Raw genomic sequence first — 16,965 nt, 5'->3', positions numbered from 1 at the left:
CTCTGATCGGCGTCGAGAACCCCGCAACTGGTTATCAAACGGCTGATTATGGTAAATATCAGGCTTCTCCTGCCGAGCCTACTCATTAAAAGCCGGCCTTTGCCGAGTATTCTATAGAATTTACAGCAACGCATCGAATTCTCCGGAAGCAACAGCCTTTATATTCATTCATTGATTGTGCCAAAGGTGGACGCGAAAGCGTCCAGATCGTAGAATGCCATCGCTTGCACGCAACGGATCTGGGAGGACACGCGATGCCTATCTTCATGGATCGGCACTTTCTCGAGGGAACGTCGGCGGCCGACGTTGCGCAGGCGCATCGCATGGATCTGGACATCCAAGATCGCTACGGCGTCAAGTTCCTGACCTATTGGTTCGACCAGCGCCGCGGGACCGCCTTCTGTCTCGTGGATGCCCCTGACATGGAAACCGCCCAATGTGTGCATCGCGAGGCGCACGGCTTCGTCGCTGGCGAGGTCGTTGAGGTCGCTTTGTCGGCTGTCGAGGCGTTTCTCGGCCGCATTCATGACCCCGATCCGGCGCCTGGCCAATCCTCCGCCGAAATAGATCCCGGCCACCGGGCAATCCTCTTTACCGATATCGTCGGATCGACCGAGATGACCGCGCGGCTCGGCGACCGCATCGGGACTGAAATGGTGAGAGCCCATGACGCGATCGTGCGCCGATGCCTCGGCCAAAATTCCGGCCGCGAAGTGAAGCACACCGGCGACGGCATCATGGCGGCCTTTTCCGCGACCACTGCCGCCGTCGAATGCGCCATGGCAATCCAGAAGGAATTCCAGCTTTACAACGGCGGAAACACCGAGCCGATCCATATCCGCATCGGGCTGGATTGCGGCGAGCCGGTCGAGGACAGTAACGATCTGTTCGGCTCGACCGTACAGCTCGCCGCACGCCTCTGTGCGGCCGCATCAAGTGACCAGATTCTCGTCTCAGAGAATATTTTTAGGGAATACGGCGCCGCCGATCTCTTCGGTCACGCCTCGCGCCGGCGGCTCAAGGGCTTTTCGAAGCCTGTGATGGTGTTCCGCTGCGACTGGGCGAATGACAGCCTTGCTTGAAATTCCGTCGAGCCTGCGACCACCGGAGGACATCTGTCTCTCGTAGTGAGTGTCATGACGCTTTCTGGCGAAGAATAGGCGGCCGCCGAGCAGCCTGAACGCAAGACGCGCCGCACATGACGTGACGGCGCGCCCCCTGCCTACTCACTATCATCAGGCATTCCCGATATTTCGATCCCCCATTAGTTGCTCGAATTTGGGGGCGCCCTCGACTTTGGCGAGCACACCCGACATCTTCAGAAAACGCCGGAAATTCTCGCGCGCAGCGCTCAGCGGGAAACGGCCGCTGGCCGTGTCCCTGCACGCCTTCAACAGCGTGTCATATGCCAGACCTCGTTTGTCCTGCGGCCATTCATCCAGAAAATCGAAGATTTCATCGAGACATGTGATCTCCGCGATGAAATGCTGACGATGAAGCAAAACCGGATCAAACCGAGTTTCCGCCATAGTATCCTCCCATTTATATTACTTTTTTATGGGATAATATTACTGAAAAACCTTGATTTATTCAAGACAAAATCACCTGCCTTTAGCCAAAAGCATCCGCAACTACTTCCATAACGGCAGAATAGCCCGATCAGCTTATCTTGAGTGAATTGGTCAGCGATCTAGGTTCAAAAGCACCAAGATCTAGATTGATTGATCCATCGCACACGTGTTCAGCCAAATATGATCAATCGCGCCGTAAGTTTGGTATAGGCTCGTGAGCGGCATGGCAGAATGCGACCAAGATCAACTCCGCAAGGGAGAGCCCAGATGAACCGATTTCTGACTTTCGTAGCCGTCGGCGCACTGCTTTGTGTGTCCGTGATCACATCTTCCTGCACCTCGCCCGGCAAGCACGATCGTGAAGATTTCCAGTATCAACGGGACACGTCGATCAACCCGGCTTGCGCAGGTGGTTTCAGACCCGGCAACGCCCGCTCGTGCAGTTATTGAAGGTCTGGGCCGCAGACCTTCGTTCAGCGCCTCGCTGCGATTGCCGGACCGCCGAAGCAAGCTGCTGCCGGGCCCCGCCTTGCGGGAGAGCAGCCGTGGCATCACTGCGTCGAGGAGAAGCGCGAGACGGCAGTAGGAATGGTTAGGGAACCGCAAGCCCCGCCGGGCAGTTAAGCCAGCGGGTCACGGTTGGCTCAATTCAAACAGGAGAGCGTTCCCAATGAACAATTTGATCTGGCTTGTCGGCGCTGTCGTCATCGTGCTCGCAATTTTGAGCTTCTTTGGCTTTCGCTGATTTAAGACCTTACCGATGTAAATTGTGGCGACGGGCCTTCTCTCCATTCAGATGGAGATGGGACCCGCTGGCGCCAACGGATCGATAAGCTTCGGAGCGACTTGTCTCTGTTGGCTTGACGTGACTGGGCCTATTTGCGCGCCTTGTCCGCCAAGGTCGATCTAAGATCCGCTGCCCTTTCATCGACAATCCACCGAATGTCTGTCGGATAGGCTACATCACCCCCGCCGGCGCGCTTCCCAGAGCCGACTATCTCGCCCATTCCTTCAGCCAGGCGCGCCCCTGGGAGGCTTTCGGCATCAGCCGCCGGACATGGGAGCGCCGCGGCAAACCCGTGCCGGGGACCGAGGCGATATCGGATTGCGGTTCGATGCCGCTGGCCGCTTAGACTAGGCCGCAATCTTTTCGGCATTAGCCAGGTGGTCCGAACCAGGTCGTCATCGCCTCGTGGAGACCATCCGGCTTGCCCTCGCCCACCCACGCCACATAGCCGTCGGGCCGGATCAGCACTGCGGCTGGGGCAGAGACCGCGCCCAATGCCGGCAGCTCCCATGCGCCATCATAGCTGGCCTCAACCAACTGGACGCGGGCCGACCACGGCGTGATGTCAAGGCTGCTGGGTGTGCCGAAATTCAGAAGCGCTGCCCGCGCATTTCGGAGCAGCGCATTGACGCGCAACGGGCCATCGGGCGTGATGAGGTCGAGGTCGGGCATGCGGCGGCCGAGCAGCGGGTGGCCCTCGCCGAGATCGTAATGGATGGCCAGTCCGGACATTTCGGCGGCGATCTTTTTGCGCGGCTCGTCCATGGCGAGGAGTTCCAGGACGATGTCCCGCAAGGCTTCGCTGCGGTCATCGGTCCGTTGCAAGGCGACCTGCGCCATCGTCGTGCGCAGCACGCGGGCAGCCACCGGATGGCGCTCGGCGTGATAGCTGTCGAGCAAGCTTTCCGGCGATATTCCCTTCACCACCTGCGCCAGCTTCCAGCCGAGATTGACGGCATCCTGCACGCCGGTGTTGAGGCCCTGCCCGCCCACTGGAGAATGCACATGCGCGGCATCGCCGGCCAGGAAGATGCGGCCCTTGCGATAAGCCTCCGCCTGCCGCGACATGTCGGTGAACCTGGAAATCCACCTCAGGCTATGGATTCCATAATCCGTGCCGCATGTTTCGATCAGGGCTTGCCTGAAATCGCTGAGCGTCGGCTCGGCCGTGCCGCCGGCACTCTTTTCCGTCACCATGACATTGACCGGGCCTTCGCTGGCAAAGACGACCTTGCCGTCGCGAATTTCATATTCCTCGCGGCCGAAGGCGTGCAGGCCGAGCACTGTGCGATGGACGCCGAGCGGCGGCTCCACCTCCATCTCGGCCTCAGCGAGAATATTGCTGGTGGTCGCATCCCATCCCGGAAATTCAATGCCGGCGATCTTGCGAACCAGGCTGCGGCCGCCATCGCAGCCGACGAGGTAGCCTGCCCTGAGCTTGAAATCATCGGAAAGTTCGACGGTGACGCCGGTGTCGTCCTGTACGAATCCGGTCAACTCGCAGCCACGATAGATCGTCACCGGCAGTTCGCCGACCCATCCGGCCAGAATGCGCTCGATATGCTTCTGCCGCAGCGCCAGCCCGTAATTGTGCCGGGTCGGAAAATCGCTGATATCGAGCCGCGTGACCGCAAACCCGGTAACCTGGGCGATCTGCCCTTCCGCGAGGAACCGGTCGACCACGCCGCGCTGATCGAGAACCTCAAGCGTGCGCGCGCTGAGACCGCCGGCACGCGAACCGACGATTTCCTGGTTCGGCCGGCGTTCGACGATCGCGACGTCGACACCTACCAGGGCCAATTCGCCCGCCAGCATCAGCCCCGTCGGCCCTCCTCCGGCAATCACGACAGCATGTTCTCTCATCCGCAAACTCCTCGGTTTGGATGTCCAGGCGCGATATAGGAGTTCAGGTGCTACCGGGAAGCCAAACCGATCGGGCTGGCCTGTTGTCGGTTTTGCCTGTCGCAGGTTGTTCCCTATCAGGCTGGCTCGTGAGCCCGCTCACAAAGCCATGCGCAGAGTTGCCTGGGCGCGAGACGGGAGTCGTCGGCGCGCATCAACGCGAAATGCCAGGCCGGCCCGGTCAACACATATTGAAAGGGTGCGATCAGCAGTCCCTTTTCCAAAAGCGGTCGAAACAAGGACGGCGACAACAGCGCCACGCCGACACCTGCCACCGCCGCACTGGCATCCAGTTCGTGCGTGGGATAGTCGACCATCACGAACCGCAGAGCCGGCGGCGTCTCGCATTGAGCGCCCCTGAACCAGGCATCCCAATCCGGGTGCGGCAAAAGCTCGAAATCGGCCAGCTCATTCGGCCTATTCAGGGTTCTTGTTCCAAGCAGAGAGGGCGCCAGCATCGGAGTTGCCTCAACCGGCGCGAGCCGATACTCGTCAAGCCCTTCCCATCCGCCACGCCCTGTCCGTATGGCGACGTCAAATGCGCTGGGATCGCGAATATCGGCGGAGACATCGACCTCGATCGGTGATGTTCCTCCTGAGTGATATCGTGACAGCCGGGGTGCGAGCCAACGCGAGGCGAATGTCGGAGGCGCTGTCAGCCGGAGCGGCGGCATGGCCGCCTGGAACTCATCAAGCGCGCCGGCAATGCCATCCAATGACGTCCGAATTCGGCCCGCCAGAACAGTGGCAGCAGCCGTCGGGACAACGCGGCGCCCGGCGCGCTGGAACAGCGACTGGCCAAGGTCGGCCTCCAACGTACGGATACGCAGGCTGACTGCCGCTGGGGTAAGGCATAAACGCTCTGCCGCGCGGGCAAAGCTGCCGACAGAAACGCACGCTTCCAGAATTCGCAAGGACTCCAACGGCGGCCGCATAATCTCTTCGCTTTTCATGAGTTTTTCTTGTGATGCTCACAAGCAAAGCGCGTTTTGGCGACAGAGCGCTTGCGGCTAGGGTTGAAGTCAACGATAGGCGATCTGACATGACCCTGCAATCTCGGCCCTTATTCAGACTTTTCATGACACTTCAGCCGGCCCTGGAGCTCGGCCAGACGCCGGCCGGAGGCCGCCGCATATTTTCCGTTTCCGGTGGATATTTTGAGGGCGAGCGCCTGAAGGGCGAGGTGTCGCCGCTGATTGGCTCCGATCTGCTGCTTGCGCGCGCAGACGGCACGTTTCAGCAGGATGTCAGGCTCCTGCTCGTCGCCGATGACGGCGATCTGATCTTGATGACCTATCGCGGCATCAGGCGCTCCACCGCGGCCGTTGATGAGCGTCTGGCACGCGGCGAAGCGGTCGACGCCTCCGAATATTATCTGCGGACAACTCCCTGGTTCGAGACGGCCGCGCCACGGCACGCGTGGCTCAACCAAATCGTCGCGGTTGCGCAGGGCGGACGGTGTCCGGGCGGCGTTGAGTATGACGTATTTGAAATTCTCTAGATGTGCTCCTAGGCCATCGGCGATGGGTAAACATCAAGCCGCAACGGCTTCTTTCAGCGGAGGCTGATTCCGTGTCGCAGGTAATTCTCCCTATAAATAAAGACCCTACTGGTTGGAACGACTTGCGACAGGGGTTTCTGCCCTGCTTTCCAAAGCCATGTTGCTTGCCGCTTGCTGCCTTCTTGCCGTGGAACCCGGACTTTTCAACACGACCAGACCGGGTTGGAAGCCCGTGTGGCAGGCACTCTCCCGGCCACCGTTTGTTCTCGAGGGGCGATCAATCAAATAGTTGGTGTGATGTGCCTCAATGCGGAGCCGCGGTTTTTTGCGGAATCGTCTCAGCCGCTGGTCGCTCGGACGGATCGGCGGGATGGCCATAAATCGTGTAGGCGGCGCCCGCCAGAACGCCCAAGACGAGAAGGGCGAGTACGTACAACATCATTCCGCGGATGGCTGTTTTCGGTGTCTTGTCCATTGGGATCTCCAGGATTGCTCAGTGCTCAAATTCACTGCGCGCGCTTCTGGTTCCGAGAATGGAGGTCTGTCGATGATCGCTTTTCTCACATGCCAGGTTGCGCTTCATCGAAGGCGCGACCGGCGCGCACAAGCCGCCGGCGAATGCCGGCGGCTTGAGATAGGCGATGTCTCTCTGATTACCAGGGCTGGCGGCCGTACCAGTCGTCTATGTCTCTCTTCGCACGGTCTTTTTCGTAACCGTAGCGCTCCTGGATCTTGCCTTCGAGCTGATCGCGCTTGCCAGCGATAACGTCAAGGTCATCGTCAGTGAGCTTACCCCACTGCTCCTTTACCTTGCCCTTCATCTGCTTCCAGTTACCTTCAACACGGTTCCAATCCATGGGTATTTCCTCCTATCGTTGGAATAGAAGAACGGGGATGGAGGTTAAGTGTTCCGATCCATAAATGGACAACCCGAAAGATGCAGTCACCCGGGAACAATCAGATCCAGATCCAGTTTAACGTGCACCCTTGTCCGTAGCGGAGGCGACGATGTGGGCAATCCTGATCGGTGCGGCTCTCATAATTGGAGGACTTCTTTTTCTCTTTCGGTCGACGCTCAGCCGAAGGCCGAGTGACTCGCGCCAGATGCCGCAAGGCGGCAGCACACTGGAACCGCGGCACCAGGGCCTCAGGTTCCTGGGCGTATCGCAAAATTGGCCGGCCCTGGCTGTGATTGCGGTTGGCGTGCTTCTATTGGCTTTTGGCGGATATTCATGACCACCGGCTATGTGTGTCCCACCCCGCACGGTTGAACCAGGCGACCAGCAGCGCCATGAATCGGTCGACCAATTAGACCGACCGTGCGACTTTGCGGTCGTCGCAAAAGCCGCACGCAACACCAGTATCTAATTGATTTTATGGTGAGAGCGTCGGGGTTCGAACCCGAGACCTACTGATTAAAAGTCAGTTGCTCTACCGGCTGAGCTACGCTCTCCCTCTCCGCGGGTGAAGCACCCCGGCTGGAAGTGGGCGGAACATAGGCAGGCGACCCATTGCGGTCAACCGAAAAATTCAGCTTTTTCCGGCAGTCGGCACATTTCTTGCGGACGCAAGGCACATCCTTGCGGACGCAAGGCACATGACGAGAAAATCGGCGGTGAGCTTGTCATCGAATCCTTGGCGATGCTCTGCGACCCGTGAGAAAACCGCAAGATCGGTCGAGCGCATCAGGCCGGCCTGCGCTTAGTTGATGCTGCCACGGAGAACAGACGGATGAAGGCGGCGCTTCAAAACTACCATGCCCGGATGCAGCGGGTGCTTGACTACATAGACCGCCACCTGGACGACGATCTGGACCTGGAAACGGTGAGCGGCGTTGCGGCATTCTCGAAGTTTCACCTCCACCGGCAGTTCACGGCGACCTTCGGTCTGTCTGTGCATCGCTATGTCCAGCTTGCCCGGATGAAGCGCGCTTCGCACCGGCTGGCCTACAGGGATGCGCAAAGCGTCACCGAGATAGCGATGGATGCCGGTTACGACGCACCGGATGCCTTCGCCCGCGCCTTTCGGCAACGGTTCGGGCAATCGCCTTCGTCGTTCCGGAAGTCTCCCGAATGGGAGCCGTGGCTTGCGGCCTTCGGGCCTCTCAATAACGCTAGGAGCAAGCGCATGCAGAAGAATTTTACCACTGACGACGTGACGATTCGATATGTGCCGCCGACGCCGGTGGCGATCATCGAGCATCGGGGCGACCCGACGACGCTCGGCGCCACCATCCAACGGTTCATCGTCTGGCGCACGGCCGCAGGCCTGCACCCCAGGACAAATCCGACCTTCAACGTCTGGCGTTCCGAGCGGCGTCCCGCCTCGCCTGCAGATTATAGCGTGGACCTTTGTGTCGGGACCGATCAGCCGATCGCGGCGAACGGCGATGAGATCAAGGCCGGCGAGATCCCCGGCGGACGCTGCGCCGTGCTGCGCGTCGTCGGCAACACCGATAATCTGGAGCCCGCCGCGCTCTATCTCTATCGCGACTGGCTTCCGCTGAGCGGCGAAGAAACTCGCGATTTCCCGATCTATTGCCAGCGGCTGAGCTTCTTTCCGGAGGTGCCGGAGCATGAGGCGGTTGCGGAATTGTTTCTGCCGCTGAAATAGCGCTCTCTGGTGGCGGCCTGTCGCTTCTGATCGCAAGATACGGACAGGCCGCTATCCCCCCATTTGCGGCTCAGGGCTCGCCAAACGCAAAAAGGTGATTGGCAATCCACGGCCTGCAAAGCTAGGAACATCATGCAGATTGCAGCCGGAGAGAATGCGTGTCGATTGCCGATATTTCCCTGTGGAGCGCGCTGATTGCCGGGGCGCTTTCCTTTCTGTCGCCCTGCGTGCTTCCCCTCGTCCCACCCTATCTCTGCTATATGGCCGGCATTTCAGTCGAGCAGTTCCGCGGCGGCGGTGCGGTTGCCGTCTCGCCGGACGTCCGACGCGGCGTGTTGTTTTCCGCTCTGCTCTTCACGCTCGGTTTTGCCACCGTCTTCGTGGCGCTTGGCGCCGGCGCCTCCAGCATTGGCATGGCGCTTCGCCAGCATCTCGACCTGTTGTCGAAGCTCGGCGGTCTGATCATCATCGTCATGGGGCTGAATTTCCTCGGCCTTTTCCGAATCGGCATCCTGGCCCGCGAGGCGCGCTTTCAGGGTGGCGGCAAGCCGGCGACGTTGACGGGGGCCTATATCATGGGCCTTGCCTTCGCCTTCGGCTGGACACCCTGCATCGGCCCGGTGCTCGGCGCGATCCTCGGCGTCGCCGCCTCGCGCGAGACGGTCGGCTCCGGGGCCGGGCTGCTCGCCGTCTATTCGCTCGGCCTTGCCATCCCCTTCTGGATCGCCGCCGGCTTTTCCGGTGCCTTCATGCGCTTCCTGTCGCGCTTCCGCCGCCATCTCGGCACGGTGGAAAAGGTGATGGGCGTCTTCCTCGTGCTGACCGGCCTCGCCTTCCTGTTCGGGTGGGTCAGCGATGTGGCGATCTGGTTTCAGCAGACCTTCCCGATCCTGATGCAGATCGGCTGAAGCGCGCCCGGTCGGTCGATCCGCGCCGGTTGTCCGACGCCGGTACCCTGCATGACAGGACCTATGCCGTGGTATAGGCCGCCCTCTCCCTCGACCCATCCGCCCTTACCTTCGACCCAATCGATCGAAAACACGCCTCGATGTAGCGTCGTCGATGCCGTGTTTAAGCGGCGGTCAGAAGGAGACAAACATGAGCCTCGCGACAAATATGAGCCTGGAAGACACCTCACATCCCGGTGGACCAGGGCCCGGTGAACTGGTTCCCTCGCGCTACGCAGTGCAGATCGGCGAGATCGAGGTGCTGGTGATCAGCGATGGAGTGCTGCCGCTCCCCACCACGATGTTGGCGCACAATGCCGAGCCTGCGGTGCGTGAAGCCTGGCTGAACCACATGTTCCTGCCGCAAGACTCGCTGGATTGGCCACTAAACGTGGTGGTGGCGCGCAGCGGCGGGCAGACCATACTTCTCGATGCCGGGCTCGGCCTCGACCCGGACCTGCACTTGCCGCGGGCCGGGCAGTTGATCAAACGACTGGAGGATGCCGGCGTCGATCTTGCATCCGTGACCGATGTGGTGTTGACCCACTTGCACATGGACCACATCGGCGGGCTTCTCGTGGACGGGGTGAAGGAGCGGCTGCGCCCCGACCTCAGGATCCACCTGGCGGCGGCCGAGGTGAAGTTCTGGGAAGCGCCCGATTTCTCCCGGACCCGCATGCCGCCGGGCTTCCCGGATGCGCTTCGGGCGACCGCCAAACGGTTCGTGAACGAGTACCGCAGCCACCTGCGGCTATTCGATGACGAGTGCGAAGTGGCGCCAGGCGTCGTCGCCCGCCGCACCGGCGGCCACACCCCCGGGCACAGCGTGGTTCGCCTGGCCTCCGGCGGCGACCGGCTGACCTTCGCCGGCGACGCGGTGTTCGCCGTCGGCTTCGACCAGCCTGACTGGCATAACGGCTTCGAGCATGACCCCGAGGAAGCGGCGCGCGTCCGGGTCGCTCTCCTGCGGGAACTGGCGGCGACCGGCGAACTACTGGTGGCCACCCACCTGCCCTTCCCCTCCGTCTGCCATGTGGCGGTTGAGGGCGAAACCTTCCGCTGGGTGCCGGTCTTCTGGGATTACTGACCGCTCTCTGGTCAGGTCTGCAACAAAAGGCGCCCCGCCTGTAGAGCGTTTCCGTCTTTCCCTCGAATGACGAAAACGCTCTATCGATTTGTTTTGCACAACTCCCGAGACCAAACCGCTACACAGTTTCGCTGGAATTGCTTAAGTCAGATCCTGACCCGCCGATCCCCGCGCACTGGAAGACCTCTTGGCCGATATCCTCAGCCTGCTCCTGCCGTTCTTCGGCCTGATCCTCATCGGCTATGCCGCCGCCAAGGCGACGAAGCAGCCGGCCGAAGCGCTGGGATGGCTGAACACCTTCATCATCTATGCCGCCCTGCCCGCCTTGTTTTTCAAGCTCGTCTCGCGCACGCCGATCGAAGAGCTGACGCGCATCGATTTCATCGTCACCGATATCGCCGCGACCTATGCGGTGTTCACGCTGCTGTTCGTCATCGGCCGCCTCGTGCGCCGCAATTCGCTTGCCGACTGCACCATCCAGTCCTTTGCCGGCGCCTATGGCAACATCGGTTATATGGGGCCTGGTCTGGCGCTGCTGGCGCTCGGTGAAGGTGCCGCCGTGCCGGTGGCGCTGATCATCTGTTTCGAGAACGCGCTGCATTTCATCGTGGCGCCGGCGCTGATGGCGGCGGCCGGCGACGACAGGCGTTCCGCCGGACGGCTTGTCGCCGATATCGCCCGCAAGGTGGCGCTGCATCCCTTCATCCTGTCGACGGCGGCAGGTTTTGCGGTCGCCGCCCTGCATCTCGACCAGCCGCTGGCGTTTCAGCGCCTGGTGGATTACCTCGCCCAGGCGGCCGCGCCCTGCGCTCTGTTTGCCATGGGCGTGACGCTGGCGCTGCGGCCGCTGAAGCGCATCCCGGCCGAAATCTCATATATCGTGCCGGCTAAGCTGATCCTACATCCGATCGTGGTGTTCCTGGCGCTGACTGCCGTCGGCGGTTTCGAGCCGGTGTGGATCCAGGCCGCGGTGCTGCTCGCCTCGCTGCCGACGGCGACCAATGTCTTCGTCATCGGCCAGCAATATGGCGTGTGGCAGGAGCGCGCCTCGGCGACGATCCTGATCACGACGGTGCTTTCAGTGGCGACGGTTTCGCTGTGGCTGATCGCGATCCGCTCAGGCCTTCTTCCGCTTCAGCTTTTCCCGTAGCGCATCGGGAATATCGCGGAAGCCCCGGCCGGGCTCGATGCCTTCGCGCATCACGATGCTGCGCAGCGGCGGAATGGCCGAGAGGATATGCAGGCCGGCGGCCCGTAGCATCTGCACCGGCAGGAAATCCGAGAGCAGCGAGCGGTTGAGAAGATCGACGCTTGCCGTGCGCGTCATGATGTCGGCACGGCGCTTGTGGTCGAAACTTTCGCCGGCATCGGCTGGCACCGGCAATTCCGCCCTGTCGCAAAGGATGTCGGTCAGCGCCATGATATCGCGCAGGCTGAGGTTCAGCCCCTGCGCCCCGATCGGCGGGAAGACATGGGCGGCCTCGCCGATCAGCGCGATGCGTCCCTTGCCGAAACGATGCGCCATCATGCCCGACAGCTGCCAGAGCTGGACGCCCTCCTCCACATCGACTTTGCCGAGCATGGACTGCATCTGCGCCTCGACAAGCCGGCCGAGTTCGACAACCGGCAATTCCATGCGGGCGGCCGCCTCAGCCGGATCCTGCACCCAGACGAGGCTCGAGCGGCTCCCCGGCAGCGGCACCTGGGTGAAGGGGCCGTGTTTGGTGTGGAATTCGCTCGAGATGTTCTGGTGCGGCAGGGAATGGGCGAAATTCAGCACCATGGCCGATTGCGGATAAGACCACTTGCGCACGCCGATCCCGGCCGTCTCGCGCAGTTTCGAGCCGCGACCATCGGCGCCGACGGCAAAATCGGCGAAAAGCGTCTCGCCGCCGGCTAGTGCGATCGACACTTTCTCGGCCGAGATCTCGATCGATTCGGCCATATCGGTGAAGCGGGTGATATTGCCCTCGTCGGCCGTGGCCTGTTCGAGGATCGCGGTCAGCGCCTTGTTGGGGAAATTATAGCCGAAGGCATCGAGGCCCACTTCGGCGGCGCGGAAGGTGGTGGTCGGCGCGCGCAGCAGCCGGTCGGTGCCGTCGATGATGCGCATGCTGGCAAGAGGTGCCGTCGCCGGGCGGAGCTTGTCCCAGAGCGCCAGCCGATCGAGAAAGCGGATCGACTGATCCATCAGCGCCGTGGTGCGCCGGTCCTCCTTTGCGGCAACGGGCGCCACCAGCGCCACGCTGCGGCCGCCGCGGGCGAGCGCGATTGCCGCGATCATACCGGCGAGGCCGCCGCCGATCACCGCCACTTCGAATGTCTTCATGCTACCGTTCCGTCATCGTGAAAAGACGGAGCGGCCGCTTATGCGGCCGGCTTCGCCTGACGGCGCCAACTATAGCCCTTGCCGGCTTCGGCGTCACGCACCGCCGGCTGATAATGATGGGGAATGGCGGGAAGACGGTTTTCGGAAAGCCGCTTCAGCGCCGTGGCATTGCTGACAGCAAAACTGTCGATGCCGACGCGCTGCATCAGCGGCACCTGATCGATCAGCACGTCGCCGACGGCGCGCAGCTCGTTGGTATAGCCGAGACGCTGGCGCAGCAGCGAGGCATGGCTGAAGGCGCGGCCGTCGTTGAACGCCGGAAAGGCGACGGCAACGATGTCGAGGCGGGATAGATAGGGCTCTAGCCGGCGCACGTCGTCGGCCGGCTTGATCAGCACGCCGAGGCCGACATCATTGCTTTCGTCGGCCTTGGCGATCAGTTCGTCGAGGCCGAGCAGCGGCTTCTGCTGCCCGCTCGCCTTCACCTCATCGGTCTCGATCACCCAGGGATCGTTCTCGACAAAACCGGTCTCTCTCCAGATCTTCGTCATCATCGCCTCCTTACGCCGCTTCCGCGGCGGCGCCATAGAGCGCGGTCTTGAAAGGCTGCGGTCCGACGCGGCGATAGGCAGCAAGGAAGATTTCGGACGGATCGAGGCGCAGGCCGAGATAGGTGTCGACGATCGTCTCGATCGCGTCCGTCACCCGGTCCGGCTCGAAGCCGCGGCCGATGATTTCACCGATCGAGGTATGTTCGTCGCCGGAGCCGCCAAGCGTGATCTGGTAGAGTTCGGCGCCCTTCTTCTCCACACCGAGCAGGCCGATATGGCCGACATGGTGATGGCCGCAGGCATTGATGCAGCCGGAGATCTTGATCTTCAGCTCGCCGATCTCGGCCTGGCGTTCGGCGCTGCCGAAGCGGCGGGAGATTTCCTGCGCCAGCGGAATGGAGCGCGCATTGGCGAGCGCACAGTAGTCCAGCCCCGGACAGGCAATGATATCTGTGATCAGGCCGGCATTGGCTTCCGCCAGATCGATAGCGACGAGACCGCGATAGACGGCTTCGAGATCGGCCAGCGCCACATGCGGCAGGATCAGGTTCTGCTCGTGGCTGACGCGGATTTCGTCGAAGGCATATTCCACGGCGAGATCGGCGATCGCATCCATCTGCGCGTCGGTGGCATCGCCCGGAATACCGCCGATCGGCTTCAGCGAAATCGTCACCATGCCGTAATCGGGGTTCTTGTGCGGCTGCACATTCTGCTGGACCCAGCGGGCGAAAGCCGGATCGGCCTTCTTCCAGCGGGCGAGGTTTTCCCAGCCCTCGGCGCGCTGAGGCAGGTCAGGCAGCGCGAAATAGCTGGTGATCGCCTCGACATCCTGTTCCGGCAGTTTCAGCTCACTATCCCTGAGCGAGGCGAATTCGGCCTCCACCTGGCGCGTCAATTCCTCGGCGCCGGTTTCGTGCACCAGGATCTTGATGCGGGCCTTGTATTTGTTGTCGCGGCGGCCATGCAGATTGTACACGCGCACGATTGCCGTGGTGTAGGAGAGCAGATCCTCCTCGGACAGGAAGTCGCGGATCAGCTTGGCGATCATCGGCGTGCGGCCCTGGCCCCCGCCCACATAGACGGCAAAGCCGATCTCGCCCTTGTCGTTCTTCTTCAGGTGCAAGCCGATATCATGGACCTGGATGGCGGCGCGATCGCGCTCGGCGCCGGTGACGGCGATCTTGAACTTGCGCGGCAGGAAGGAGAATTCCGGATGGACCGACGACCACTGGCGGAGGATTTCGGCATAAGGCCTGGGATCGGCAATCTCGTCGGCGGCTGCACCGGCGAAGTGATCGGCGGTCACGTTTCTAATGCAGTTGCCCGAGGTCTGCAGCGCATGCATCTCGACGCTGGCAAGATCGGCGAGCGCATCGGGGATTTCCGACAGCTTCGGCCAGTTGAACTGCAGGTTCTGGCGCGTGGTGAAATGGCCATAACCGCGGTCATAGGTGCGGGCGATATGGGCGAGCATACGCATCTGGCGCGCGCTCAGCGTGCCATAGGGAATGGCGATGCGCAGCATATAGGCATGAAGCTGCAGGTAGACGCCGTTCATCAGGCGCAGCGGCTTGAACGCATCCTCGGCAAGCTCGCCGGCAAGGCGGCGCTGAACCTGGTCGCGGAACTGCTCGACACGCTCGCTGACAAAGGCATGGTCAAATTCGTCGTAACGGTACATCGTCTTCCTCAGACTGCAATGAATTCGGGATCGGCCGGAGCGTAGCCCGGTGCATATTCCATGGTCGGACCTTGCGCACGGATGCGCTCACGAAGGCGAAGCGGCCAGAGAATACCGTCAGTTTCCTGAACGTCGACGACGGCGACGTCAACCACCTCGTTGTCGGCATAGGACTTCTTGCCGATCGCCTCCAGCGCTTCGACGGCTTCGTTATGACGGGCGACAAGCGCCTCCTGCAGCGAGGTGGACCATTTCCCGTTCGCATCCAGCCAGACGGCAATGCCGTCCGTCAGCCGGTTGGCCGTCAGAACCTTGTCTACCATATTCAGCTCCTTGCAAGTTCCTCGAGCCGGGCGTTCGCACGCACCAGCGGCTCGGACAGTTCGAAATTGGCGCCGGCAACCGCATCGCCGATAATGACCATGACTGGTCCCGTCAACTCGTCACGGTGCTGCAGATCGGGAAGATCGGCAAGCGTGCCATGCAGCAGACGGCGCTCCGCGCGGCTGGCATTTTCGATAACGGCGACTGTGGTCTCGGAGGGAATGCCGGCCTGCATCAGCCGCTCGGCGACCGAGGCGGCAACCGTGCGGCCCATATAGACGGCGATCGTCGCGCCCGAGACAGCAAGGCTTGCCCAATCGGGTAGCACGTCGCCGGTGAGATCATGGCCCGTGGTGAAGACGAGCGAGGAGGCAACGCCGCGTAGCGTCAGCGGCAGCTCGAAATCGGCAGCAGCGGCGAAAGCCGAGGTGATGCCGGGCACGACCTCATAGGTGATGCCGGCAGCGCGCAATGCGGCCATCTCTTCGCCTGCCCGGCCATAGACCAACGGATCGCCCGACTTGAGGCGGACGACGCGCTTTCCCTGGCGGCCGAGCTCGACCAGAAGCTCGTTGATCTCTTCCTGCGATTTCGAATGGCAGCCCTTGCGCTTGCCGACGGAAAGCCGCTCGGCGTCGCGGCGGCCCATATCGACGATCGCCTGCGGCACGAGCGCGTCAAAGACGATGACATCGGCTTCCATCATGACCCGCTGGGCGCGCAGCGTCAGCAGATCCTCGGCGCCTGGGCCGGCGCCAACCAGCCAGATATGGCCGGCGACCTTGTCGATAGACCTTAGCAGCCGGTCGGCGGCATGACGGGCCTGCGGCAGGTTGCCGTTGGCGACCGCATCGGCCACAGCGCCTGAGAAGAAGCGGCGCCAGAAGACGCGGCGGGAAACGCCGCGTGGCACCAGTTGTTCGACGACTTTGCGGTAGCTCGTTGCGAGTGCAGCAAGCCGCCCGAGCGAGGGGGAAAGAAGCTGATCGATCTGCGCCCGGATCATCTGCGCCAGAACCGGCCCTGCCCCTTCGGTGCCGATCGCTACAGCGACCGGGGCGCGATTGACCAGCGCCGGGGTGAAGAAATCGCAGTAATCGGGCTGATCGACGGCATTGGCCGGAATTCGGGCGGCGCGGGCGGCATCGACGATCTCGCGATCCTCGGCTTCATCGCCGGTGGCGGCGAAAACCAGTGCCGAATCCGCGACCTGCTCGGCGGAAAAGCCGGCGCGTACGGTCTCGATGCGGTTGGCAATCAGGAAGGCGTGATAATCGGCTTCCGGCCTGTCGGCATAGGCAACGATCCGCGCCCGCGTGTTGAGCAGCAGCCGCACCTTGGCGAAAGCCTCGTCGCCATTGCCGAAGACAGCCGTCTTCTGGCCTTCCACGCGAAAGAAGGCTGGAAATACCGAAAGCTGCTCAGTCTTGGGAGACATCATCAATCCACTTCGAAGTTGCCAGAATATGCCCGTGATCGACAAGGGATTGAAGGAACAGAAATTCGAAAGCCCCAGCAAGCGCGTATTCTTTTGCTCGCGTCGTCGGCGATTTGAGAAAAGTCACCCGTGCTGACGAAAACCACCTGATCCCACTCTCTTTGCTGCAGCGCAGTATAAAGCCTGTGACAAACGGCGTCCACCGGCGTTTGGCGCATTTCGCTCGCGCCGCCA

At 61.8% G+C, this 16,965-nt stretch carries 18 protein-coding genes and 1 tRNA gene; 8 read left to right on the top strand and 11 right to left on the bottom strand.

Going from position 1 to position 16,965, the window contains the following annotated elements; all coding sequences use genetic code 11:
• Positions 1–254 precede the first annotated feature (254 nt).
• A complete protein-coding gene (locus K6N12_RS08755; RefSeq protein WP_097625408.1) occupies positions 255–1,082 on the top strand; it encodes a nickel-binding protein in 828 nt (275 codons plus the stop codon).
• A 153-nt stretch (positions 1,083–1,235) separates the two neighbouring features.
• Here K6N12_RS08755 and K6N12_RS08750 read toward each other — a convergent pair whose 3' ends face one another.
• The gene (locus K6N12_RS08750; RefSeq protein ID WP_097612589.1) at positions 1,236–1,529 is read right to left on the bottom strand and encodes a DUF982 domain-containing protein; all 294 of its coding nucleotides are present in this window, start codon (positions 1,527–1,529) and stop codon (positions 1,236–1,238) included.
• A gap of 309 nt (positions 1,530–1,838) precedes the next feature.
• Between K6N12_RS08750 and K6N12_RS08745 the strand changes: the two genes are divergently transcribed.
• Positions 1,839–2,021: a hypothetical protein gene (locus K6N12_RS08745; RefSeq protein WP_097625407.1), complete on the top strand. Its 183-nt coding sequence runs from the start codon at positions 1,839–1,841 to the stop codon at positions 2,019–2,021.
• Between the two features lie 706 nt (positions 2,022–2,727).
• Here the strand turns inward: K6N12_RS08745 and K6N12_RS08740 are convergent.
• Both K6N12_RS08740 and K6N12_RS08735 read right to left on the bottom strand, forming a co-directional pair.
• Complete coding sequence (locus K6N12_RS08740; protein ID WP_097625406.1) at positions 2,728–4,221, bottom strand: FAD-dependent monooxygenase; 1,494 nt, start codon at positions 4,219–4,221, stop codon at positions 2,728–2,730.
• Positions 4,222–4,337: 116 nt separating this feature from the next.
• On the bottom strand, positions 4,338–5,195 hold the full coding sequence (locus K6N12_RS08735) for a LysR family transcriptional regulator (protein WP_097625470.1): 858 nt from the start codon (positions 5,193–5,195) through the stop codon (positions 4,338–4,340).
• A gap of 107 nt (positions 5,196–5,302) precedes the next feature.
• On the opposite strand from K6N12_RS08735, the gene K6N12_RS08730 reads away from it, so the two are divergent.
• Complete coding sequence (locus tag K6N12_RS08730) at positions 5,303–5,761, top strand: DUF3237 domain-containing protein (RefSeq protein ID WP_097625405.1); 459 nt, start codon at positions 5,303–5,305, stop codon at positions 5,759–5,761.
• A gap of 304 nt (positions 5,762–6,065) precedes the next feature.
• On the opposite strand, the gene K6N12_RS08725 is transcribed toward K6N12_RS08730, so the two are convergent.
• Both K6N12_RS08725 and K6N12_RS08720 read right to left on the bottom strand, forming a co-directional pair.
• A complete protein-coding gene (locus K6N12_RS08725) occupies positions 6,066–6,236 on the bottom strand; it encodes a hypothetical protein (protein WP_165503887.1) in 171 nt (56 codons plus the stop codon).
• 178 nt (positions 6,237–6,414) lie between these two features.
• Positions 6,415–6,618, bottom strand: coding sequence for a CsbD family protein (locus K6N12_RS08720; protein WP_097625404.1), 204 nt, complete (start codon positions 6,616–6,618; stop codon positions 6,415–6,417).
• Positions 6,619–6,769: 151 nt separating this feature from the next.
• On the opposite strand from K6N12_RS08720, the gene K6N12_RS34070 reads away from it, so the two are divergent.
• Positions 6,770–6,997 carry a hypothetical protein gene (locus K6N12_RS34070; protein ID WP_131710885.1) on the top strand — a complete coding sequence of 76 codons (228 nt, stop codon included), beginning with the start codon at positions 6,770–6,772 and terminating at the stop codon, positions 6,995–6,997.
• A 141-nt stretch (positions 6,998–7,138) separates the two neighbouring features.
• On the opposite strand, the gene K6N12_RS08715 is transcribed toward K6N12_RS34070, so the two are convergent.
• Positions 7,139–7,214 (bottom strand) — tRNA-Lys (locus K6N12_RS08715).
• A 278-nt stretch (positions 7,215–7,492) separates the two neighbouring features.
• Here K6N12_RS08715 and K6N12_RS08710 point away from each other — a divergent pair.
• From K6N12_RS08710 to K6N12_RS08695, 4 genes are all read left to right on the top strand, one after another.
• Complete coding sequence (locus K6N12_RS08710) at positions 7,493–8,374, top strand: AraC family transcriptional regulator (RefSeq protein WP_097625402.1); 882 nt, start codon at positions 7,493–7,495, stop codon at positions 8,372–8,374.
• Between the two features lie 158 nt (positions 8,375–8,532).
• Positions 8,533–9,282 carry a cytochrome c biogenesis CcdA family protein gene (locus K6N12_RS08705; RefSeq protein WP_097625401.1) on the top strand — a complete coding sequence of 250 codons (750 nt, stop codon included), beginning with the start codon at positions 8,533–8,535 and terminating at the stop codon, positions 9,280–9,282.
• A 190-nt stretch (positions 9,283–9,472) separates the two neighbouring features.
• Entirely contained in the window at positions 9,473–10,408 is a 936-nt protein-coding gene (locus tag K6N12_RS08700) for an MBL fold metallo-hydrolase (protein ID WP_165503886.1), read from the top strand.
• A 187-nt stretch (positions 10,409–10,595) separates the two neighbouring features.
• Positions 10,596–11,558, top strand: coding sequence for an AEC family transporter (locus K6N12_RS08695; protein WP_097625400.1), 963 nt, complete (start codon positions 10,596–10,598; stop codon positions 11,556–11,558).
• Here the strand turns inward: K6N12_RS08695 and K6N12_RS08690 are convergent.
• Genes K6N12_RS08690 through cysG form a run of 5 tightly spaced genes read right to left on the bottom strand, consistent with a single transcriptional unit; the run spans position 11,526 to position 16,731 of the window.
• Entirely contained in the window at positions 11,526–12,737 is a 1,212-nt protein-coding gene (locus K6N12_RS08690; protein WP_097625399.1) for a UbiH/UbiF family hydroxylase, read from the bottom strand. The two genes, K6N12_RS08695 and K6N12_RS08690, sit on opposite strands and share 33 nt — an antisense overlap.
• 38 nt (positions 12,738–12,775) lie before the next feature.
• Positions 12,776–13,288 (bottom strand): DUF934 domain-containing protein, encoded by a 513-nt coding sequence (locus tag K6N12_RS08685; RefSeq protein ID WP_097625468.1) that lies wholly within the window; start codon positions 13,286–13,288, stop codon positions 12,776–12,778.
• A gap of 10 nt (positions 13,289–13,298) precedes the next feature.
• A complete protein-coding gene (locus tag K6N12_RS08680) occupies positions 13,299–14,969 on the bottom strand; it encodes a nitrite/sulfite reductase (protein ID WP_097625398.1) in 1,671 nt (556 codons plus the stop codon).
• Positions 14,970–14,977: 8 nt separating this feature from the next.
• Entirely contained in the window at positions 14,978–15,292 is a 315-nt protein-coding gene (locus K6N12_RS08675; protein ID WP_064838392.1) for a DUF2849 domain-containing protein, read from the bottom strand.
• A 2-nt stretch (positions 15,293–15,294) separates the two neighbouring features.
• A complete protein-coding gene (cysG, locus tag K6N12_RS08670) occupies positions 15,295–16,731 on the bottom strand; it encodes a siroheme synthase CysG (protein ID WP_097625467.1) in 1,437 nt (478 codons plus the stop codon).
• Positions 16,732–16,965 lie beyond the last annotated feature (234 nt).

It is taken from the genome of Rhizobium redzepovicii (genome assembly GCF_019793435.1).
Classification (GTDB): Bacteria; Pseudomonadota; Alphaproteobacteria; order Rhizobiales; family Rhizobiaceae; genus Rhizobium; species Rhizobium redzepovicii.
The sequence above is the reverse complement of the archived record's forward strand: the minus strand, read 5'-3'. Positions and strand labels throughout refer to the sequence as shown.